The organism is Pseudomonas sp., assembly GCF_030147005.1.
Taxonomy (GTDB): Bacteria; Pseudomonadota; Gammaproteobacteria; order Pseudomonadales; family Pseudomonadaceae; genus Aquipseudomonas.
Genome location: NZ_JASLAW010000163.1, coordinates 1 through 20,952, shown reverse-complemented (window position 1 = coordinate 20,952; position 20,952 = coordinate 1). Strand labels below are relative to the sequence as shown.

Below are 20,952 nucleotides of genomic sequence, written 5' to 3'. Positions count from 1 at the left end.
CGATGAAGACGGTGACTGTGCCGGCCCCTTCGCGGCCTCGCTGGGGCGCGACAACTCCCACATTTGAACGGTGCCGTTACTGAGTGCTGAGCTTGTCGCGATGGCCCTGCAGACCAAAATCCCCCCAACACAGCCAATCCCCTGTGGGAGTTGTCGAGCTTTAGCGAGGCTGCGAAGCGGTGGTTCAGGCGATGAAGACGGTGACTGTGCCGGCCCCTTCGCAGCCTCGCTGGGGCTCGACCACTCCCACATTTGAACGGCGCCGTTATTGAGCGCTGCGCTTGTCGCAATGGCCCTGCTGACCAAAATCCCCCCAACACAGCCAATCCCCTGTGGGAGTTGTCGAGCTTTAACGAGGCTGCGAAAGCGGTGCCTCAAGCGCTGAAGAGGGTGACTGTGCCGCCGCCTTCGCAGCCTCGCCAGGTATCAGACCCTCGGCGGCTCCAGTCCCAGGAACAGTTGTTGATCCAGCGGCGCTTTGAGCGTGGCTTTGTACAGGTCGACCACGGCGCGGTTGTCTGCCAGTACCTTTTCGAGCAGTTGTTTGCGTGTCAGAAACCGCTGCGCCGGAAGCTTCAGATGGCCGAAGTTGTATTGCGCCGCGGGGCTGTTGACGCTGGAGTAGTGGAAGTGTGCATACCACAACACGTTGGGGGTGTTCTTTTCACGCACCGCGTACTCGCTCAGGTAGTCGCCCGCCTTGGTCAGGACTCGGCTGCTGACCAGGTTGATATCGACAAAGCCGTGCTTCCACAGATACGCAATATTGGAGGCTTTGGGGCGTTGCTGTTTGTACCCCTCGCTGCACACTTTTCGGGCCAGTTTTTTCAGGGCGCTCGCCTCTTCAACGTACGCGCTTATCAACGCGTCGGCCTCCGGGTTCGCGGCGTGGTCGCGTTTGATTTCCTCGGCCAGGGCTTCGATTTTTTCGGCGTGCCGGGTCAGCATGTCGTCCCAGTCCAGCGGGCTGAGCGTTTCGCGGCGCGCGGGGTCCTGAAGTTTTTTCTGTTGGGTGCGTATCGTGCGTTCGATGTCGGCCCTTTGGGCCATCACGGTTTGCGCGTTACGTTTGATCGCGGCCAGCGCGCGAGCCGCCGGTGGCGCGGGCGGCAGGGTCGGCGGTGCCGATACCACTTCAACCCACACACCTTCCTGGGCGTGTTCCAGGTACGTGGCGATGGTCTCCCCGGAGATCGGGTCTTTGATGTCGACCAATCGGCCGGGATCATCGGGCTGGGAGGGCCGCAAATCACCCACAAGCGTGCCTTTGTTGCGGCTCTTGAAGACCTTTCTGCCGGCAGGTTTCGCGCGTGTGGGCGCTGCCGGGCCGGGCAGGTGAGCGAAGCCTTCGGTGGTGAGGATCAAGTCGGCCAGATCTGCTTCAAGGCTGGTGCGTGCGTCAACGAGGTGTTCCATGAAGGTCATGCGGTAGGCCTCTCGTATGTAGCCCGAGCCCATTTCTACCAATGAGTTGACGGCGTTCTCCATGCGCTCATACCCCGCAAGCACGTCCTTGAGCACGTCGATTTGCTCGGCTATCGAGTAGCCGCTGGTGATGCGCATATCTATATGGGAGATGATGTTGTCGGTGTTTTTTCCGCTGTAGAGCTCTACAAGAAAAGGAAATTCTTCCGGTTTTTCCGAACCGTGGCTGCGATCCAGTACCAGATCGACCAACAACACCAGTAGATTTTGTTTGATAGCGACCGAGGAAATATCTTTGTCGGCGGGTTTTTCTTTCAATAGAAAAGCTCGCAACACAGGGTCCGCCTGTTTGAGTATGGCTTCAATTTTCTCCGCCGGCTCAATCATCTGTTTATGCAGTTCAAACTGCGCTTGCTTCGTGTTGATCAGCGTCTGGTAGGCGTCCGTGATCTTGTCGCGCAACTCTTCACGGCCACGTTGAATGATCTCCTGGGTACTTTCGCCGCGTTCGGTTTGAACGTGATCGACAAACCCTTGCAACAAGCCCTCGTAGACCGAGGCCCAGTAGCTGTAGATGCCCTTGGTGGCATCGTCCCGGGAGCGTCTGTATGCGGGATTCGTTCGGTCGACTTGCATCAGTTCGCCAGCCTTGGCTTCGATCTTTTGCAGCATCGAAAAAAAGCTCTGCGAGTTCTGCCGGTAATTGTCGAAGGCGATTTCCCATTCGACCTTGGCCTTTGCGGTCGCCAGTCGCCGTTGCTCGTAGCGTTCTGCGATTCTGGCGTGCAGGTCTGGAATAGCCGCCGAGGTGCCGAGCCTTAACCAATCCTCTCTGAGGCTTTTTTTACTTTCAACCAGCCGGATGCGGGTACTGTCCACCGTTAGCCTGAACCTGTTCAAAGCGACCGCCTGTGGCACGATCTCGGTATTCAGGCCCCGCAGTTCGACGCGTAGCGCGTTCAAACGTTCGGTGCGCTGTTTCTGCCATTCACTCAACCGTTCCCTGGGCATGCCGCCCTCCAGCCGGGCTCGTCGGTCCAGGCGCCAATGCCCCTGGTTGTCGCTGATCAGTTTGAACCCCGGACGCTGCGGGTGCTGCGGGTCCACCAGGTAGACTTCGCCGAAACCGCGCACCACGCTGACTTGGAACAGCAACCCGCCGACGCTGGCGTGCCAGGTATCGTCAATGCGGTACAGGCCCTTGAGCCGGCCGCCGGCTTCTGCGGGCGGCAAGGTTTCGGGCCAGGGCACGTGAACATCGCGCAACGCCTTGAACAACGTCGCGCTCGCCTGGGGGCTGGCAAGCGAGTGGCTGAAGTCCAGAGTGGTGTGGCCTGTCGCCGGTGGCTCGCCGGGCAGCGCCACCGGGCCATCACGCACCACGGGGGCGCTGGACGCAGCGAGTTGGCCTGCGGGGCGACGCCAGCGCGACAGGCGCAGCGTGTGCTCCTGCGGGGCGAGCGCCGGTAAGGGTTGTTGCGCACGGCCTGGAGGCGCGCTGGCGTGTAACAGCACCATCGCGGTATTGAGCAGCAGATCAACCAGCGCCAGCTCGCGGGTGACCGGGTCGTCGCTGTCCAGGCCCGCCAGGTCTTGCTCGATGCTGGCCACCAGCACCAAAAACCAGCCCGCCAACATCGCCGGCCCGCGCACCAGCGGCAACACCAGGGTGTTGAACAGCAACCAGGCGCCTTCCATCACAATCGCCCAGCGACTTTCGAGGTTAGATACCGATTGCCGGTCCGCCAGGTCGACCATGGCCCGTGCCGTGCTGCCGAACAGGTGGTTGAGCAGTTGGCCGTTGATTTGCGACTGCAACCATTCACCGGCGCCTTCATCCACGGCCAGCGTCGCGGCGGCCGGCTTTTCAGGCACGGTGGACTCATCCCCGGGCAGGAAGCGGATGATGTGCGGCTCGGTGAACCCGCCGTGGTCATAGATGGGCCGGGCCTTGTCGGGCAGCCAGGTGAGCACGCTGTTTTGCAGTTCGCCGGGCGTGGCCAGCGCATCCAGCAGCGCCTGGCGCGTAGGGTATTGATGCAGGGCGTCGGCGTACAACGGTCGATAAAACAGGTGTGGGCCGACGCTGGCGTCCCGTGGCTCGATAATGAACATGTTGTTTACGGAATCGGGCGTGGCCCCGGGTTTGCGGCACAGCCCCAGCGGGCGCAGGACGATTTCCTGATCATCCACGCGCCTGTCCTCCGGGGTTTCGCCCATCAGCGCTTTAACATAGCGGTAGCCGGTGGTGGTGACGCCGTGCTGGCGGCGGATCGCGTATTCCAGCGCCTGCATCGGCAGGTGCACCTTCAGCTCGCGGGTGAACAGGGCCTCCCGGCGCCGTGCATCGGCGGTGTCGGACAGCAACAGCGCCTTGATTGTTTGCGGGTAGGTGGTGCCGATGTCGACGCGCTGGATCAAGCCTTCGCTGCCCAACAGGTATTTTGCGTCCAGCCAGGCCGGCAGTGTCGCGGCGCTTTTGGAGTAGAGCTTGAGCGTGCCTTTGGGCCTGCCGGCGAGGTTCTTCAGCGCCAGCTCCGACAGCGACATCTGCACATGTTCGATAATACCGGCACCGCCTGGGTAGCCGGCGGCTACGGCGAAGTCCAGCAGCACATCGTCGGGGTCGTAATCTTCGTGGTCGGTTTGCATCTGCTTGCGCAACGCGTCGCGGCTGAAACGTTGGATCGTTTCAATGCCCTCATTGAACGAGCGGCCGTGGTTGTGTTTCACCACTTGCGCCATGTCCTGCAGGTGGCGATGGTAGGCAAAGCGGTCATCGGCGTTGGCGTGCTTGAGCCAGGCGGGCAGTTGCGTGTGGATTTTTTGCAGGTTTGCGCTGGGCAACGCGACGCTGCTGAAAACCAGCGCCGGATCGGTCAATTTATCCAGGGTTCGGCTCAGTGCCTCTTCGCTCTGAGCTTGAAAGGGCACGGTCTCCAGATCCTCAAGTTGCTGGTTGAGAATAAGCCCGGCCTGCTGTTCGAATACATTGCCATCCGGCTCGTTACGCCGCCAGGTGATGCTGTCGCAGTCGAACTGGCTTTGCATCCGCGCCGCCCAGGCCTCGCCAAAGGCATCCAGGCTGTCGAATGCCTCGATAGCCCCGGCCACGCTGCACAGCAGCACCTGCTTGCCGCGCGCCAGTAACACATCCGCCGTCAGCAGGCGTCTGTCTTTGCCGGCTTTAACCAGGGTGTTTTCAATGAAATAGGCATAGGTGGGCGGCGTGGAGCGGGACAAGCGTTTAACGCGCTCCGGCCACGCAGCGGTGACCGCCAGCATGTCCTGTTGCGTGGCGGTGAGGTGCGCGCCACCGGCCGCCGCGGCGGTCATCCGGCCCTTGAGAAACTCGCCCAGCCATTGCCAGCGGCTTTGCCCATGGCTGTCGATGGCGCTCCAGTAATCGGCCAGGGCGTGCTGGAAATACAGGTAAAGCGAGGAGGGCAACGCGTCGATGATTTGCGCGATCAGCTGCATGTCGATTGGCGCCAGGCTCGCGGTTTTCAGCACGGCGGGTGGGGTTTGGCTCAGAAAGTACGGCAGCTCACGCTTTGATTGCCAGTCAAGCAACTGTGGTTTGAGAACGTGGGCGACAGCGACATTGATCAACAGCGGGTAGGTATAACCGCCCGCGTCATCGGGGCTGGCCAGCCTGACGCTGAGCAGGTCCAGTTCCAGGGTTGGATAGTGCTCCAGGATGCGGTCGCGCAGGGCGTTGAACACCACTGAGAACACGGCGGGGCGATCGGCGAAGCGCTGATGGATCGCCTGGGCTGGCAATTGGCCCAGGGGCGTAGATGAGACGGGAGGGTTTGAGGCGGGCATGACGAAATCCTGTTTCCTGTGTCACTCCGGTGCTGGTTGGCTGCCGGGTCAGCGGACCGTTAATCGGTCCGCCACAGGAAAGCGAATTTCGTCGTTGCGCGTGCGGTAGGGGGCTACCGCAAACAGGTGTCAGGCGTCGTAACCCAGGTTGGGCGCCAGCCAGCGTTCGGTGACGCTCAAGTCCTGGCCCTTGCGCGCCGTGTAGCTTTGCACCTGGTCCTTGTCGATCTTGCCCACGGCAAAGTACTGCGCCTGCGGGTGGGCGAAGTACCAGCCACTGACCGCCGCCGCCGGGAACATGGCGTAATGCTCGGTGAGGAACACGCCGCTGCGCCCGGCATGCATTTCGCGGGCCTCGGGGTCGAGCAGCTGGAACAGTTGGGCCTTTTCAGTGTGATCCGGGCAGGCCGGGTAGCCGGGGGCAGGGCGGATGCCGCTGTATTGCTCCTTGATCAGCGCCTCGTTGTCCAATTGCTCGTCTTTGGCGTAGCCCCAGTGTTCCTTACGTACCTGCTGGTGCAGCCACTCGGCGCAGGCTTCGGCCAGGCGGTCGGCCAGGGCCTTGACCATGATCGAGTTGTAATCGTCGCCGGCGTCCTGGTAAGCCTTGGCGACTTCCTCGGCACCGATGCCGGCGGTGGTGATGAAGCCACCGATGTAGTCGGTGACGCCGCTGTCTTTGGGCGCGACGAAGTCGGCCAGGGAGAAGTTCGGCTTGCCATCGGTCTTGATGATTTGCTGGCGCAAGTGGTGAAGCTTTGCAATCGGCCGCCCGTCGTCAGCGTAGACTTCCAGGTCATCGTCCTGCACCTGGTTGGCCGGCCAGAACCCAAACACCGCACGGGCGCTGATGAGTTTTTCGTCGATCAACTTCTTGAGCATTTCCCGGGCGTCGGCGTACAACGCGGTGGCCGCTTCACCCACCACTTCATCAGTGAGGATGCGCGGGTACTTGCCGGCCAGGTCCCAGGAGATAAAGAACGGCGTCCAGTCGATATACTCGGCCAGCACGTTGAGGTCGATGTCATCCAGCACCTTGGTGCCGGTAAAGGTCGGTTTCACCGGGGTATGGCTGCTCCAGTCGAACTGCGGCTTCTTGGCAATCGCCGCCGGGTAGCTCAGGCGTTCGGTGCGGGCGCTGCGGTTGGCGGTGCGCTCACGCACATCGATGTATTCCAGGCGGGTTTTCTCGACGAAACCGGCCTTCAATTCCTTGGACAGCAGTTGTGTGGCCACGCCCACCGCGCGGGAGGCGTCGGTAACGTAGATCACCGCATCGTTGCTGTACTTGGGCTCGATCTTCACCGCCGTATGGGCCTTGGAGGTGGTTGCACCGCCGATCATCAGCGGCAGGTGGAAGTCCTGGCGCTGCATCTCGCGGGCCACGTGCACCATTTCATCCAGAGAAGGCGTGATCAGGCCCGACAGGCCGATAATGTCGCACTTCTGTTCCTTGGCCACTTGCAGGATTTTTTCGGCAGGCACCATGACGCCCAGGTCGACAATGTCATAACCGTTGCAACCCAGCACGACGCCAACGATGTTCTTGCCGATGTCATGCACGTCGCCCTTGACCGTGGCCATCAGGATCTTGCCCTTGGCCTCCGGCTTGTCGCCTTTTTCCAGCTCGATAAAGGGGATCAAATGGGCCACGGCCTGCTTCATTACGCGGGCGGATTTCACCACCTGGGGCAGGAACATTTTACCGGCGCCGAACAAGTCGCCGACGATGTTCATGCCGGACATCAGCGGGCCTTCGATCACCTCGATCGGGCGCGCGAACGACAGCCGCGACTCTTCAGTGTCCTCGACAATGTGCGTGGTAATGCCCTTGACCAGCGCGTGCTCAAGGCGCTTGTTCACCGGCCAGCCACGCCACTCTTCGGTCTCGGCTTCCTTGACGCTGCCGTCGCCCTTGTACTTGTCGGCGATGGCGAGCAGGGCGTCGGTGCCGTCCGGGGTGCGGTTGAGCACCACGTCTTCCACTGCATCACGCAGCTCGGCCGGGATCTGGTCGTAGATCTCCAACTGGCCGGCGTTGACGATACCCATGGTCAGGCCGTTGCGGATCGCATACAGCAGGAATACCGAGTGGATCGCCTCGCGCACCGGGTTGTTGCCACGGAACGAGAACGACACGTTGGACACGCCGCCGGAGGTCAGCGCGTAGGGCAGCTCGTCGCGGATATAGGCACAGGCGTTGATGAAGTCGACGGCGTAGTTGTTGTGCTCTTCGATGCCGGTGGCGACCGCGAAGATGTTCGGGTCGAAGATGATGTCTTCCGGCGGGAAGCCGACTTCATTGACCAGAATGTCGTAGGAGCGTTTGCAGATTTCCTTCTTGCGCGCTTCGGTGTCGGCCTGGCCGGCTTCGTCGAACGCCATCACCACCACCGCCGCGCCGTAGCGCTTGCACAGCTTGGCGTGGTGAATGAACTGCTCCACGCCTTCCTTCATGCTGATGGAGTTGACGATGCCCTTGCCCTGGATGCACTTGAGGCCGGCTTCTATCACTTCCCATTTGGAGGAGTCGATCATGATCGGCACGCGAGAGATGTCCGGTTCGCCGGCGATCAGGTTGAGGAAGGTCACCATGGCCTTCTTCGAGTCAAGCATGCCCTCGTCCATGTTGATGTCGATCACCTGGGCGCCGGCTTCCACCTGCTGCAGGGCGACTTCCAGGGCTTCGGTGTAGTTGTCTTCACGGATCAGGCGGGCGAACTTGGCTGAACCGGTGATGTTGGTGCGCTCGCCGACGTTGACGAAGAGCGAGCTGCGATCAATGGTGAACGGCTCCAGGCCGGACAGGCGGCAGGCCTTGGGAATGTCCGGGATCGCCCGCGGCGCATAACCGGCCACGGCCTTGGCGATGGCTTCGATATGGCCCGGCGTGGTGCCGCAGCAGCCGCCGACGATGTTGAGGAAGCCGCTCTGAGCGAATTCCTCGATGACCTTGGCCGTTTCCACTGGCAGTTCGTCGTACTCGCCGAATTCGTTGGGCAGGCCGGCGTTAGGGTGCGCGGAAACGTGGGTGTTGGCTTTGTTCGACAGTTCTTCCAGGTACGGGCGCAGTTCGCTGGCACCCAGCGCACAGTTCAACCCCACCGAGATTGGCTTGGCGTGAGCCACGGAGTTCCAGAACGCTTCAGTTGTTTGACCGGACAGCGTACGGCCGGACGCATCGGTGATGGTGCCGGAAATCATGATCGGCAATTCCACCCCCAGTGCTTCGAACACCCCTTGCACGGCGAAGATTGCGGCCTTGGCGTTGAGGGTGTCGAAGATCGTTTCGATCAGGATCAGGTCGGCGCCGCCTTCGATCAAACCTTTGGTGGCCTCGGTGTAGTTTTCCACCAGTTCATCGAAGGTCACGTTGCGGTAGCCGGGGTTGTTCACATCCGGGGACAGCGAGCAGGTGCGGCTGGTGGGGCCGAGTACGCCGGCGACGAAACGCGGCTTGGCCGGGTTCTCGAGGGTTTTGGCATCGGCCACGGTGCGTGCCAGCCGCGCGCCTTCTACGTTTAATTCGTAGGCCAGTTCTTCCATGCCGTAGTCGGCCATGGAGATCCGCGTGGCATTGAAGGTGTTGGTTTCAAGGATGTCGGCACCGGCATCCAGGTAGGCCTTTTCGATCCCGCCGATCACGTCCGGGCGGGTGAGCACCAGCAAGTCGTTATTGCCCTTGACGTCGCTTGGCCAGTCGGCGAAGCGTTTGCCACGGTAGTCCTGCTCCTCAAGCTTATAGCTCTGGATCATCGTGCCCATGCCACCGTCAAGGATCAGGATACGTTCCTTGAGGGCGTGGTGAAGGGCTTGCAGACGAGCGCTACGATCGGACATGGGACTACTCTGGTCAGGTATCACGGAGGGCATGAATCATAGCAAACCTGTGCCGATTTTGAGCGTGCTGGGTTCTGCATGAATATCGCTCATGTTGAACCGGAGTCAAGGCTCGGTAAAATCAGCGGTATATTCATGTAACAACACCGGTATTGGACATGGGCCGCGATGAGAATCTATAACTACTCTCACTGATCCGGTCATCTCTCCAGGCGGGCGCTGAAGCAGTCGGATATTTACCTTACGGGACTGGAAAAGGTACTCCGATGTTGATTTCAGTGCAGGCATTACGCGCCTTCGCGGCATGGATTGTGGTGGGTGTTCACTTCATGCAGCTGTTCTTCAACTTTGAGGCCCATAACGCATTGGAGTATCTGTTGGCCGATAAAGGCGGTATCGGGGTGGATATTTTCTTTGTCATCAGTGGTTTTGTAATCTTCCTTGCGACTGCGGACAAAGCGCTGACCCCTTGGCGTTTTATGCTCATGCGCCTGGCCAGAATCGTTCCGGCGTACTGGTTCTACACCCTTCTTATGATTTTTCTGGTCGCTGCTCTGCCCGCCGTGTTTCCTGATGAGCACCTTGAGCCGGGTTATGTGCTCATGTCGCTGCTGTTTATTGCCGCCCCAAGTGAACCGGGCGTGGAGGTTTATCCGCTGCTGGGTGTTGGGTGGACCTTGAACTTTGAAATGATGTTCTATGCGCTGTTTTGCTTCGCGTTGCTGGTTCGCGAATCCTGTCGTGTGTGGGTAGCGGCAACGCTGTTGTACCTGGCGTGCTACATCGGCCCCACCCTGGGCTTGGCCAGCGGTTTCTACACTAATGGCATTGTCCTCGAGTTTCTGATGGGCATTGTGATCGGCATGCTGTATCGCCGTGGTTTATGCAGGACCAGGCCTTGGCTGCCGTTGTTGGGCATCGTGATTGCGTCGATGGCGGTGTATCACGGGGCAGATATACCGCGTGCGCTGGAATGGGGCGTGCCCAGCGCAATAGTGGTCATCAGTTGTGTGGCATTGGAGCCTTACTTCCAGGGCTCCCGGCTGTTGAAGATGCTCGGGGACTGTTCTTATTCGGTGTACTTGATTCACGTGCCGGTACTCGCGGTCGGGCACTTCGTGGCCGAACAGAGGGGCATAAACCCTTATGCGATGCTCCTCGCGTGCATCGTAGTGATCGCACTCGGCGCATTCGCAAGTTACCAGTGGCTGGAGAAAAGAACCTACCGCGTGCTCAAGCAGTGGCTAGGCCTTGAGGCTCGGGAGGCTATTTCCCGACAAAAACACTAGGACTTTGTACCTGCGTAATATTTTGGCGTAAACTGCGGGCAAGCCTGTGAGGAGTTTCCATGACTGCCATAACCATTACCGACGCCGCCCACGATTACCTGGCCGACCTGCTGTCCAAGCAGAACACCCCAGGCATCGGCATCCGCGTCTTTATCACCCAGCCCGGCACCCAGTACGCCGAGACGTGCATTGCCTACTGCAAGCCTGGTGAAGAGAAACCTGAAGACACCGCACTGGGGCTGAAAAGCTTCACCGCGTATATCGATGCCTTCAGCGAAGCCTTCCTCGACGACGCCGTGGTTGACTACGCCACCGACCGCATGGGTGGCCAGCTGACCATCAAAGCGCCGAACGCCAAGGTACCGAACGTCAATGCCGACAGCCCGGTTAACGAGCGCATCAACTACTACCTGCAAACCGAGATCAACCCGGGGCTGGCCAGCCACGGCGGTCAGGTGAGCCTGATCGATGTCGTGGATGACGGTATCGCCGTGTTGAAGTTCGGCGGTGGCTGCCAGGGCTGCGGCCAGGCGGACGTGACCCTGCGCGAAGGCATCGAGCGTACCCTGCTCGAGCGCATTCCTGAGCTTAAAGGTGTACGTGACGTGACCGACCACACGCAGAAAGAAAACGCCTACTACTGAGTAAGGTGTTCACTGCGAGCATAAAAAACGGCGCCCCGTGAGCGCCGTTTTTTTATGTTTTGAATTCAATGAATTATGCCGTCTTCCTATCGCAGCGCATCAACACGTGGGTTTTTACCCTGGACGATAAAGATGGGCATGGCCGGCACGGTAAAGCGACGACTCGCTGAAGCTATCGTCGGCCAACACCCGGCCTACAAGAATCAGTGCAGTACGCCGAAAGCCCTTTGCCTCGACTTTCCCGACAATATCTTCAAGCGTGCCAACGGCCCAATCCTGATCCGGCCAGGTCGCCCGATGCACCACGGCAATCGGGCAATCCGCGCCATAGTGCGGCAGCAGTTGGGCGACGATTCTCTCCAGATGATTGACCCCCAGGTGAATCGCCATGGTGGTGGCATGCCGCGCCAGGCTGTCGAAATCTTCGCCGGCAGGCATGCTGGTCTTGTCGGCGTATCGGGTGAGTATCACGCTTTGCGCGATGTCCGGCAGGGTCAGTTCGGTTTCCAGCAGCGCTGCGCAAGCCGCTACCGCGGTGACCCCCGGAATGATCTGGAAAGGGATGCCCAATTCGCGCAAGTGGCGGATCTGCTCGCCAATCGCCCCATACAGGCTCGGGTCGCCGGAGTGCACTCGTGCGACGTCCTGGCCTCTGGCATGGGCCGTCTTGATCAGCTCGACTATCTGTTCCAAGTGCAATTCGGCGCTGTTGACCACCTGCTGCGCCTGATGGCCCTCCAGCACTGCGGCGGGCACCAGCGAGCCGGCATAGATGATTACCGGGCAACTGCGGATCAGCCGTTGGCCTTTGACGGTGATCAGTTCCGGGTCGCCGGGGCCTGCGCCGATGAAGTAAACGGTCATGCAATATTCCTGTTGGCACGCCCGAGCATGAACGGTGCTCAAGATCGGGTGCGGTGTTAATCCGGGTTGTTGTCGACGCCGGCCAATGCAAAGGTGGCCCGCGCGCTTTTGCGGCGAGTGATCAGCAGCCGGGCAGGGGCGTCGCCGAGCTGCTCGGCCACGGCCAGCGCGGCGCTTTCGGCAACTCCGTAACAGTGGGTATGGGCAAACGCGACGGCGGATTTGTGGCTCAAGCGCTCTTCATAAACGCTCAACCGCGCGGCACTTAAACACAGCAGCGGCACATTCAGTATTTGAGCCAATGCCAACAGTCCGGGCTCATCCTGTTTGCGCTCGATCGTTGCCAATGCGCTCACGCGCTGACGGTCGATCCCAGCCTCGGCGAGGGCCCTGTCAACCAGCTCGAGCAAGGCCTGAGCATCACAGCCACGCTGACAGCCCAGGCCGACGACCAGGGTCATGCCGAGTATGAGTCGTCGCGGTGACGGCGAAACAGCCAGGCGCTGATCAAACCCAGCGCCAGCCAGAACGCAACGTTGGTCAGCTGCGACGCGATCTTGAACTGGGATTCGAGGGCTTCTGGGGCCAGCATCGAATGCACTTCGGGTTGCGGTGCTCCGATCACGTGGGGCACGACAAGGATCGCCACGCCCAGCACCTTCAGCAGCCAGTTGCGCCCGAACACCAGCAACGCAATACCCGCGGCAGTCGATGCGGCGGTGCCGATCCACCAGATCTGGCGTTGTGCCAGGTCTGCAGCGGCGGTGCCCGGCAGTTCCGGTGGCAGGCCCAAGGTGGGGGCGAGTACAAAGGTCGCGTAACCGGCCAGGCCCCACAGCAGGCCTTGGGCAGTGCGAGTGGGCGCGCGCAGCGTATAGAGCCCGGCCAGCATCAGCGCAAAACCGACCGCCACCACCAGGTTGCCACCGGTAGTGGAGAGTACGCGTTGCCAGCCGTCCTGCGGCTCCCAGGCTTCGGCGTCATGCATATGCGGAGCGGTGCCGACGGGGTGTTCATGCACAGCCTGCGTGGTGGTCGGCGCTTTTTCAAAGGACTCCGCTTGCAGGATCAGCGGGGCGACCCAAAGGCTTTGCAGCAGGGTCAGTAGCAGGGCGGCCAGCAAGCCGGTGAAAACTGCGGTTTGCGCGATACGCTTAATCATGTCGGCAGGCCTCAGTGGCACGGGAACGCGGCGCTGTGGCGGGTATCATGGGCAGCGTTGTGCACCGCCTCGATATGCGAGAAGCCGGCAAAGTACACCAGGCACGCACCGAGGATCGACGCACCGACAGCGGCGGTCAGGCGTTGGCTCAAAGTGGAGGTGTTACCGACAGTAGGCGAGGTGCTGCTGATGATCGACATGGCGCGTCCCTTTCATGTGTCTTGAGTGAAACGAGCGCATGAAAACCCCGCGAGCCGAGCCCGCAGGGTTCTGAACAGCGCCCGCCCACCGCGGGTTTGTTATCTGAGTTTTTCGGGCCGGTCTCCGGGCTTGCGAGGGGCGCCTGGCCTATCAAGCGTCTCCTTCCCATGCACAGGCACAGTGGATTTGACGCTTCGCTCGCTTACCGTTGCGGGGGCAGCACCGGACTGTTATGCCTTGATCAAAATAAGGCATAGGTCACCGGTTTCCCGTTTCACCCTGTGAAGGGCACCCGAAACAAGATGTGTAGGAAAACACGGGCGAGACCGGGGCGTCAATTGAGGCCCGGGTCGGCCGCGAGTTCAGCAACTGAACAACGGGCGGGTAATATCTTTAATTGTTTAACGTCGCTTGTGGGCTCTTTTTATTGCTCCGTGTAGGAAGATGGGAACATTGACCGCCGGCCATGCACTGCGTAGCCTTGCTTGCTCGAGGTTCTTCGGCTCAGGCCGAAGCTAAGAAGGGAACGCGGTTCAAGCCGCGGCTGCCCCCGCAACTGTGAAGGGTTCTACTGACTGCAACGCCACTGCCGATACGGCGGGAAGGCGCAGCCAGTGCCGGTCGCAAGCCCCGCAAGCCCCAAGCCAGGAGACCTGCCTCGTAATCGATTTTTCAATTCAACCGGGCGGGGTGATCCGGTGACGAAACCTGCTGCTGCGCCCCGTCGCAGGGCCCATCGTCCCGTATGCCCGCCCCAAAGGGCATCCGATGAAAACACTGGCCAAACTCCCCGTCACCATCGTTACCGGTTTCCTCGGCTCGGGTAAAACCACGTTGCTGCGCCATATGCTCGACAATGCCCAGGGCCGTCGCATTGCGGTGATCGTCAACGAATTCGGCGAACTGGGCATTGACGGTGAAATTCTCAAGCAGTGTTCCATCGGTTGCACCGAGGAAGAAGCCAACGGCCGTGTGTATGAGTTAGCCAATGGCTGCTTGTGCTGCACCGTGCAGGAAGAATTCTTCCCGGTGATGCGCGAACTGGTGGCCCGTCGTGGCGACCTTGACCATATCCTCATTGAAACCTCGGGCCTGGCCCTGCCCAAGCCATTGGTCCAGGCCTTCCAATGGCCGGAAATCCGCAATGCCTGCACCGTGGACGCGGTGATCACCGTGGTCGACAGCCCGGCCGTGGCCGCCGGCACCTTCGCCGCGTTCCCGGACCAGGTCGACGCCCAGCGCAAGCTCGACCCGAACCTGGATCACGAATCGCCCCTGCATGAGCTGTTCGCCGACCAACTGGCCAGCGCCGACCTGGTGATCCTCAACAAGGCCGACCTGATCAGCGCCGAAGACCTGGCCCGCGTGCGCCTGGAAGTGGCCGAGGAATTGCCGCCGGCGGTGAAAGTCATCGAAGCCAGCAGCGGTCGCTTGCCACTGGAGGTGTTGATCGGCCTTGGCGCCGGTTCCGAGGAACATATCGACGCGCGCCATAGCCATCATGACCATCACCACGACGGTGAAGACGACCATGATCACGATGCCTTCGACTCCATTTTCATCGACCTGCCTCAAGCCGAAGAAGCCCTGCTGCTCGATGCCCTGACGCAATTGGTGGTGCAGCACGGCATCCTGCGCGTCAAAGGCTTCGCCGCCATCCCGAACAAACCGATGCGCCTGCTGATCCAGGGCGTGGGCACGCGGTTCGACAAGCATTTCGACCGTGCCTGGGGCGCTGATGAGGCACGCATCACGCGCCTGGTGCTGATCGGCCAGGCGCTTGACGCGGCAGGCCTTGAAGCGCAACTGCGCGCCGCGATCAGCGCCTGACCCATGCACCTGCTCAGGACCCAGCCCGGTGGCTTCGTTGCGGACGACAATATCGCCGACCTTGGACAAACGCCCGCCGAGTTGGTGATTCTGTGCAGCGGCGACTCCAGCCTGGCGTTGCTCGCCGAGGCGGCCGCGCAGTTGCCCGAGGATTACCCCGGCCTGCGCCTGGCCAACCCGATGCAAGTGCAGAACCATGCTTCAGTCGACTTGTACGTCGACGAGGTGCTGCGCCACGCCAAGGTGATCCTGATCTCGCTGCATGGCGGCATCGGATACTGGCGCTATGGCATTGAACGCCTGGTGGAATTGGCGGAGCGCGGAGTCACACTGATCATGGTGCCGGGGGATGACCGCCCGGACCCGGAACTCAGCGGCTTGAGTACCGTCGGCGCGGCGGACCGTGACCGGCTGTGGCAGTTCCTGCGCCAGGGTGGCCTGAGCAATGCGCTGGATTTCTATCACTGCCTGGCCAGCGGCTATCTGGGCCGCGACTATGCCTGGGCTGAGCCGCAAAGCTTGCCGCGCACCTCGATCTATCACCCGCATAACCCCAACGCCCGCCTTGATCACTGGCAGGCGGATTGGCGCGCCGAGTTTCCGGTGGCGGCGGTGCTGTTCTACCGCTCGCATTTGCAGGCCGCCAACACCGGGTTTATTGATGTGTTCTGCCAGCGTTTGCAGGCGGCGGGCCTTAACCCGTTGCCGATAGCGGTGGCCAGTTTGAAAGAGCCCGGCTGCCTGACGGTGGTCGAGGATCTGTTGGATCACGTGCAGGCGGCGGTGATTCTCAACACCACCGGCTTTGCTCAATCCAGCCCCGAAGCCCCGCATTTGCGCCCGTTTCGCCGCAATATCCCGGTGATCCAGGCGATCTGTGCCCAGGATAACCAGCCCGGCTGGCAAGCCAGCGAACAAGGCCTGGGGCCTCGCGACCTGGCGATGCACATTGCCTTGCCCGAGCTGGACGGGCGCATCATCAGCCGGCCGATCAGCTTCAAGGACCTGGCCTGGCGCAGTGAGCGCAGCCAGTCGGACGTGGTGTGCTACCGCGCCGCGCCCGAACGCATGGATTTTGTCGCCGAACTGGCGCGACGCTGGGTCGAGCTGGCGCGGGTGCCGAATGCGCAAAAACGCGTTGCGTTAATCCTGGCTAATTACCCAACCCGCGACGGCCGTATCGGCAACGGCGTGGGCCTGGATACGCCGGCGGCGGCGCTGAACATCCTGCGCGCGCTGCAAGCCGAAGGGTATCCGGTGCCACCCACCTTGCCGGACAGCGGCACTGACTTGATCCATGCGTTGCTCGGCGGCGTCACCAACGACCTGGACAGCCTCGACCTGCGCCCATGCCATCAAAGCCTGGGCCTGGATGACTATGAAGCGATGTTCCAGCGACTGCCGGACGCCAATCGCCAAGCCGTACTGGAACGCTGGGGCCCGCCGCATCAGGACCCGATGTGCCGCGACGGTCGGCTGATGATCGCCGGCCTGCGCCTGGGCCAGACCTTCGTCGGTATTCAACCGGCGCGGGGTTATCAGGTTGATCAGAGCGCGGTGTATCACGACCCCGACCTGGTGCCGCCCCACGGCTATCTGGCGTTCTATTTCTGGCTGCGCCAGACCTACGGCGCCCACGCAGTGATTCATGTGGGCAAGCACGGCAACCTCGAATGGCTGCCGGGCAAGGGCGTGGGCCTGTCGGAAAACTGCTGGCCGGACGTGCTGCTCGGCCCGCTGCCGAATATCTATCCCTTTATCGTTAACGACCCAGGCGAGGGCGCCCAGGCCAAGCGGCGTACCCAGGCGGTGATCATCGACCACCTGATGCCACCCCTGACCCGCGCCGAAACCTACGGCCCGCTGCGCAACCTGGAGCTGCTGGCCGACGAATATTATGAAGCGCAGTTGCTAGACCCGCGACGCGCGCTGGAATTGCAGAAAGACATTCTCAAACTGGTGCGCGAAACCCGTATCGACCAGGAGCTGGAGCTGGACGGCGATGCCGAAGCCGACGTTTGGCTGCCGCGCCTGGACACCTACCTGTGTGATTTGAAGGAATCTCAGATCCGCGACGGCCTGCATATCTTTGGCGAGTCGCCTGCGGGACGCTTGCGTATCGATACCTTGCTGGCCTTGCTGCGGATCCCGCGTGGCGATGGACGTGGCGCGCAATCGAGCCTGCTGCGCGTGCTGGCCAACGCCTTCGAGCTGGGTTTCGACCCCCTGGACTGCGCGCTCGCAGAGCCGTGGACCGGGCGTCGGCCCGAGTTGCTGCGCGAGCTCGACGCGCAGCTGTGGCGCACCGCTGGCGACACGCGCGAGCGTCTGGAGCTCTACGCGACGCGCTTGATCGAACAGGCCTTGGAGGGGCCGTTCGAGCAGTTGGAAGAGGCCGGCTGGGAAGAGGTGAAGGCGGTTGTCGAAAGCCTGCGCATCGTCGTGGCACCGCGCCTGGACGCCTGCGGACCGGCAGAAATGCGCGGCCTGCTGGACGCCTTGACCGGTCGTTTCGTGCCGGCCGGTCCCAGCGGGGCGCCAAGCCGCGGGCGCCTGGATGTGCTGCCCACGGGGCGTAATTTCTTCACGGTGGACGTGCGCAACCTGCCGACCACCACGGCCTGGCGCATCGGTTTCCAGTCGGCCAATCTGATACTTGAGCGGCATCTACAGGACCACGGCGACCATCTGCGCCAGTTGGGCCTGTCGGTGTGGGGCACTGCCACCATGCGCACCGGTGGCGACGATATCGCCCAGGCCATGGCGCTGATGGGCGTGCGTCCGGTATGGGCCACCGGCAGCCAGCGCGTGGATGATTTCGAAATTCTGCCGGTCAGTCTGCTGGATCGTCCACGCGTCGACGTGACGTTGCGGGTGTCCGGCTTCTTCCGTGATGCGTTCGCCAACCTGATCCGCCTGTTCGATGCGGCGGTGCAAGCGGTGGCGGCCCTGGACGAGCCGGATGACATGAACCCGCTGGCCGCCAAGGTGCGCAGTGAGCGCGCGGCCTTGCGTGAGTCGGGCCTGGACGAAGCAACCGCGGCGAAACAGGCCGGCTGGCGTATTTTCGGCGCCAAGCCTGGGGCTTATGGCGCGGGCGTGCAGGGTGCGATTGATGGTCGCCTGTGGCAAAGCCGCGAGGACTTGGCCGAGGTCTACCTGAACTGGGGCGGCTACGCCTATGGCGGCGCGGACGAAGGCACCGCCGCCCGTGAGCAGTTTGCCCAGCGCTTGAGCCAGGTGCAGGCGGTAGTGCAGAACCAGGACAACCGCGAACACGATGTGCTCGACTCTAATGATTACTATCAATTCCAGGGCGGCATGCTCGCCGCCGTGGAAACCCTGAGCGGCGCCAAGGCCGCCAGCTACCATGGCGATCACAGCCAGCCGGACCTGCCGAAGATCCGCACCCTGAAAGAAGAACTCAATCGGGTCGTGCGTTCCCGCGCGGCCAACCCGAAGTGGATCGAAGGCGTGAAGCGTCACGGCTATAAAGGCGCGTTTGAAATGGCCGCGACCGTGGACAACCTGTTCGCCTTCGACGCCACCACCGCGTTGATCGACGACCACCAATACGCTTTGCTCGCAGACGCCTACCTGCTCGACCCTGACACCCGGGCCTTTGTGCAACAGCACAACCCCGACGCCCTGCGCGACATGACCGAGCGCATGCTCGAAGCCCAGCAGCGCGGCATGTGGCAAGAGCCGGGGGCCTACCGCGAAGCGTTGGAAAACCTGTTGCTGGATATGGAAGAAGACAGCTGATGACCGATATTGCGCATTTCCCGCTGGCCGCCGTGGTCGGCGCCGATGAGTTGAAACTGGCGCTGTGCCTGACCGCGATCGACCCTAGGATCGGCGGTGTGCTGATCGAGGGCCCGCGAGGCATGGCCAAGTCCACCCTGGCCCGTGGCCTGGCGGACCTGCTCGCCAGTGGGCAGTTCGTCACCTTGCCCCTGGGCGCCACCGAGGAACGCCTGGTGGGCACCCTCGACCTGGACGCCGCGCTCGGCGAGGGTCGCGCACAGTTTTCTCCCGGCGTGCTGGCCAAGGCCGATGGCGGCGTGTTGTACGTCGATGAAGTCAACCTGCTGGCCGATCATTTGGTCGATCTGTTGCTGGACGTGGCCGCCAGCGGCACCAACCTGATCGAGCGTGATGGCATCTCCCATCGGCATTCGGCGCGTTTTGTGCTGATCGGCACGATGAACCCGGAGGAGGGCGAGTTGCGCCCACAGCTGCTCGACCGCTTTGGTTTCAACGTGGCGTTGAGCGGGCAGACGTTGCCGGCCGAGCGTGGGCAGATCATCCGTCGTCGCCTGGATTTCGACACCGACCCCGCCGCGTTCTGTGAGCAGTGGGCTGAGCCGCAAGCCGCTTTGCGCGAACGCTGCACCCAGGCGCGCGCACGGCTGGACAGTATCGAGCTGGATGACCATGCCCTGGCGCAGATTACCCAGCGTTGCTTTGCTGCTGGCGTGGACGGGATGCGCGCCGACCTCGTGTGGCTGCGCGGTGCCAGGGCACATGCGGCCTGGCGCGGTGCCGCTGCCATCGCCGAAGAGGATATAGAGGCGGTGGCCGAATTTGCCTTGCGTCATCGACGCCAGGAACAGCCACCTGCGGCCAGCCCGCCCAATCAGGGACAGGCCCCCCAACCCTCGGACACTTCGCCCGGCCAAGGCCAATGGGGCGATATGCCCGCGCCGGCCCTGCCCACCGGACCCCGCCGCGATATTCCCACCTGGCCAAAAAAGCCCTAGGCATTCGCCCCCGACCTGACGCGGGGGCGGATGCCCGGCCCAAAGCGGGGCGTCTGGACAGCGGCAGGCAGGGGAAGGCGCGCAGCGCGCAGCAGGGCCGGATCGACTGGCCGGGCACCTTGCTCGGTGGTCGGCCGCATAGCCGCGAAGCGTTGCGCTTTCACGTGCGCAGCCGTTCCGCCCATGAGCTGTGGTTGGTGATTGTCGACGCTTCGGCTTCCACCCGGCGGCATCGGGCGCTGAGCGATGCCAAGGGCCTGTTGGCACAGTTGTTCGATGACGCCTACCGGCAGCGGGCGCGCATGGCGTTGTTGACGGCCAGCGGGCAATCGCCGAAGTGGCAGGTGCAAGGCTTGAAGGCCGCGAGGGGCTTGGCTGATTGGCTGGAACAGCTAGGCGCTGGAGGCGGTACGCCGTTGCTGGCGGCCTTGGCCGAGGCGGCCCATTGGCTGGCCGCCCGGCGTAAGCGTTACCCGGCGGAGCAGCAGCAGTTGCTGGTGATCACCGATGGGCGGCTTAAGGTTATCGATGGGTTGCCGCTGCTGGCGTGTCCGGGATTGCTGGTGGATATCGAACGCGGGCCGATCAAGCTGGGGCGGGCTCAAGCGCTGGCCAACGGGCTGCAGCTGGATTATCGGCATATCGATGAAATCTAGCGCTTGAGCCATTGCCTTCGCGAGCAAACCTACATTTGAAATGCCTTCCCCTGTGAGAGCGGGCTTGCTCGCGAAGAGGCCCTGAGCGGCGCCAACAGATTTTCAAACTACCCCCGGCACATTCGGCCAAAAGATCGACGGCAACCCTCGTTTGCCGGCCTATCGGACCTGTGGGTGCTAATGCAGAAGCATCTCTCTTGTAAAGGTGAATTTTCCGACATTAATCACCGATAACAAATCTTTACTCTCTGGACTCTCTCGCGTTCAGGAGTAAAAGGGATGACTTCCAGCGTTGTACCGAGCGTTTTTTTCGACCACAGCCGGCATCAGCTGAGCGTGCGCAACGTCGACGTCCGGCTCGATGTCCTGGCGTTCGAAGGCCACGAATACCTAAGCCGGCCGTTCCGCTATCGGGTGGAATTCACCAGCACCGAACGTGACCTGGCGGTG

12 protein-coding genes and 2 riboswitches are annotated in these 20,952 nt (G+C 61.9%); of the genes, 6 read left to right on the top strand and 6 right to left on the bottom strand.

The window, feature by feature from the left end; genetic code table 11:
* Nucleotides 1-426 precede the first annotated feature (426 nt).
* Nucleotides 427-5,253 (bottom strand): DUF6543 domain-containing protein, encoded by a 4,827-nt coding sequence (locus Q1V60_RS14775; protein ID WP_300631577.1) that lies wholly within the window; start codon nucleotides 5,251-5,253, stop codon nucleotides 427-429.
* 129 nt (nucleotides 5,254-5,382) lie between these two features.
* Entirely contained in the window at nucleotides 5,383-9,093 is a 3,711-nt protein-coding gene (gene metH / locus Q1V60_RS14770; protein ID WP_300631575.1) for a methionine synthase, read from the bottom strand.
* Nucleotides 9,094-9,359: 266 nt separating this feature from the next.
* Here metH and Q1V60_RS14765 point away from each other — a divergent pair, with 266 nt between their 5' ends.
* The gene (locus Q1V60_RS14765) at nucleotides 9,360-10,382 is read left to right on the top strand and encodes an acyltransferase (protein ID WP_300631573.1); all 1,023 of its coding nucleotides are present in this window, start codon (nucleotides 9,360-9,362) and stop codon (nucleotides 10,380-10,382) included.
* A 59-nt stretch (nucleotides 10,383-10,441) separates the two neighbouring features.
* A complete protein-coding gene (nfuA, locus tag Q1V60_RS14760; RefSeq protein WP_003190728.1) occupies nucleotides 10,442-11,026 on the top strand; it encodes a Fe-S biogenesis protein NfuA in 585 nt (194 codons plus the stop codon).
* Nucleotides 11,027-11,140: 114 nt separating this feature from the next.
* Here the strand turns inward: nfuA and cobM are convergent, their stop codons facing one another.
* The 4 genes from cobM to Q1V60_RS14740 are packed head-to-tail and all read right to left on the bottom strand — an operon-like array spanning nucleotide 11,141 to nucleotide 13,252.
* Nucleotides 11,141-11,890 (bottom strand): precorrin-4 C(11)-methyltransferase, encoded by a 750-nt coding sequence (gene cobM / locus Q1V60_RS14755; RefSeq protein ID WP_300631567.1) that lies wholly within the window; start codon nucleotides 11,888-11,890, stop codon nucleotides 11,141-11,143.
* 56 nt (nucleotides 11,891-11,946) lie between these two features.
* Nucleotides 11,947-12,351: a cobalamin biosynthesis protein gene (locus Q1V60_RS14750; RefSeq protein ID WP_300631565.1), complete on the bottom strand. Its 405-nt coding sequence runs from the start codon at nucleotides 12,349-12,351 to the stop codon at nucleotides 11,947-11,949.
* Nucleotides 12,348-13,052, bottom strand: a complete 705-nt coding sequence (locus Q1V60_RS14745; protein ID WP_300631563.1) for a CbtA family protein — start codon at nucleotides 13,050-13,052, stop codon at nucleotides 12,348-12,350. The genes Q1V60_RS14750 and Q1V60_RS14745 overlap by 4 nt, the downstream gene beginning before the upstream one ends.
* 11 nt (nucleotides 13,053-13,063) lie before the next feature.
* The gene (locus Q1V60_RS14740) at nucleotides 13,064-13,252 is read right to left on the bottom strand and encodes a CbtB domain-containing protein (RefSeq protein WP_300631561.1); all 189 of its coding nucleotides are present in this window, start codon (nucleotides 13,250-13,252) and stop codon (nucleotides 13,064-13,066) included.
* A 97-nt stretch (nucleotides 13,253-13,349) separates the two neighbouring features.
* Nucleotides 13,350-13,564, bottom strand: a riboswitch (cobalamin riboswitch).
* A 164-nt stretch (nucleotides 13,565-13,728) separates the two neighbouring features.
* Nucleotides 13,729-13,929: riboswitch (cobalamin riboswitch) on the top strand.
* A gap of 92 nt (nucleotides 13,930-14,021) precedes the next feature.
* Between Q1V60_RS14740 and cobW the strand changes: the two genes are divergently transcribed.
* The 4 genes from cobW to Q1V60_RS14720 are packed head-to-tail and all read left to right on the top strand — an operon-like array spanning nucleotide 14,022 to nucleotide 20,502.
* Nucleotides 14,022-15,083 (top strand): cobalamin biosynthesis protein CobW, encoded by a 1,062-nt coding sequence (gene cobW / locus Q1V60_RS14735; protein WP_300631559.1) that lies wholly within the window; start codon nucleotides 14,022-14,024, stop codon nucleotides 15,081-15,083.
* Between the two features lie 3 nt (nucleotides 15,084-15,086).
* Complete coding sequence (gene cobN, locus Q1V60_RS14730) at nucleotides 15,087-18,848, top strand: cobaltochelatase subunit CobN (protein ID WP_300631557.1); 3,762 nt, start codon at nucleotides 15,087-15,089, stop codon at nucleotides 18,846-18,848.
* Nucleotides 18,848-19,846, top strand: a complete 999-nt coding sequence (locus tag Q1V60_RS14725) for an AAA family ATPase (protein ID WP_300631555.1) — start codon at nucleotides 18,848-18,850, stop codon at nucleotides 19,844-19,846. The genes cobN and Q1V60_RS14725 overlap by 1 nt, the downstream gene beginning before the upstream one ends.
* Before the next feature lie 53 nt (nucleotides 19,847-19,899).
* On the top strand, nucleotides 19,900-20,502 hold the full coding sequence (locus Q1V60_RS14720; RefSeq protein WP_300631579.1) for a VWA domain-containing protein: 603 nt from the start codon (nucleotides 19,900-19,902) through the stop codon (nucleotides 20,500-20,502).
* Nucleotides 20,503-20,952 lie beyond the last annotated feature (450 nt).

What these genes read in the sequence shown, in the direction of transcription:
- Q1V60_RS14775 (WP_300631577.1), bottom strand. Translation starts at nt 5,253, where the DNA reads ATGCCCGCCTCAAACCCTCCCGTCTCATCTACGCCCCTGGGCCAATTG.
- metH (WP_300631575.1), bottom strand. Translation starts at nt 9,093, where the DNA reads ATGTCCGATCGTAGCGCTCGTCTGCAAGCCCTTCACCACGCCCTCAAG.
- Q1V60_RS14765 (WP_300631573.1), top strand. Translation starts at nt 9,360, where the DNA reads ATGTTGATTTCAGTGCAGGCATTACGCGCCTTCGCGGCATGGATTGTG.
- nfuA (WP_003190728.1), top strand. Translation starts at nt 10,442, where the DNA reads ATGACTGCCATAACCATTACCGACGCCGCCCACGATTACCTGGCCGAC.
- cobM (WP_300631567.1), bottom strand. Translation starts at nt 11,890, where the DNA reads ATGACCGTTTACTTCATCGGCGCAGGCCCCGGCGACCCGGAACTGATC.
- Q1V60_RS14750 (WP_300631565.1), bottom strand. Translation starts at nt 12,351, where the DNA reads ATGACCCTGGTCGTCGGCCTGGGCTGTCAGCGTGGCTGTGATGCTCAG.
- Q1V60_RS14745 (WP_300631563.1), bottom strand. Translation starts at nt 13,052, where the DNA reads ATGATTAAGCGTATCGCGCAAACCGCAGTTTTCACCGGCTTGCTGGCC.
- Q1V60_RS14740 (WP_300631561.1), bottom strand. Translation starts at nt 13,252, where the DNA reads ATGTCGATCATCAGCAGCACCTCGCCTACTGTCGGTAACACCTCCACT.
- cobW (WP_300631559.1), top strand. Translation starts at nt 14,022, where the DNA reads ATGAAAACACTGGCCAAACTCCCCGTCACCATCGTTACCGGTTTCCTC.
- cobN (WP_300631557.1), top strand. Translation starts at nt 15,087, where the DNA reads ATGCACCTGCTCAGGACCCAGCCCGGTGGCTTCGTTGCGGACGACAAT.
- Q1V60_RS14725 (WP_300631555.1), top strand. Translation starts at nt 18,848, where the DNA reads ATGACCGATATTGCGCATTTCCCGCTGGCCGCCGTGGTCGGCGCCGAT.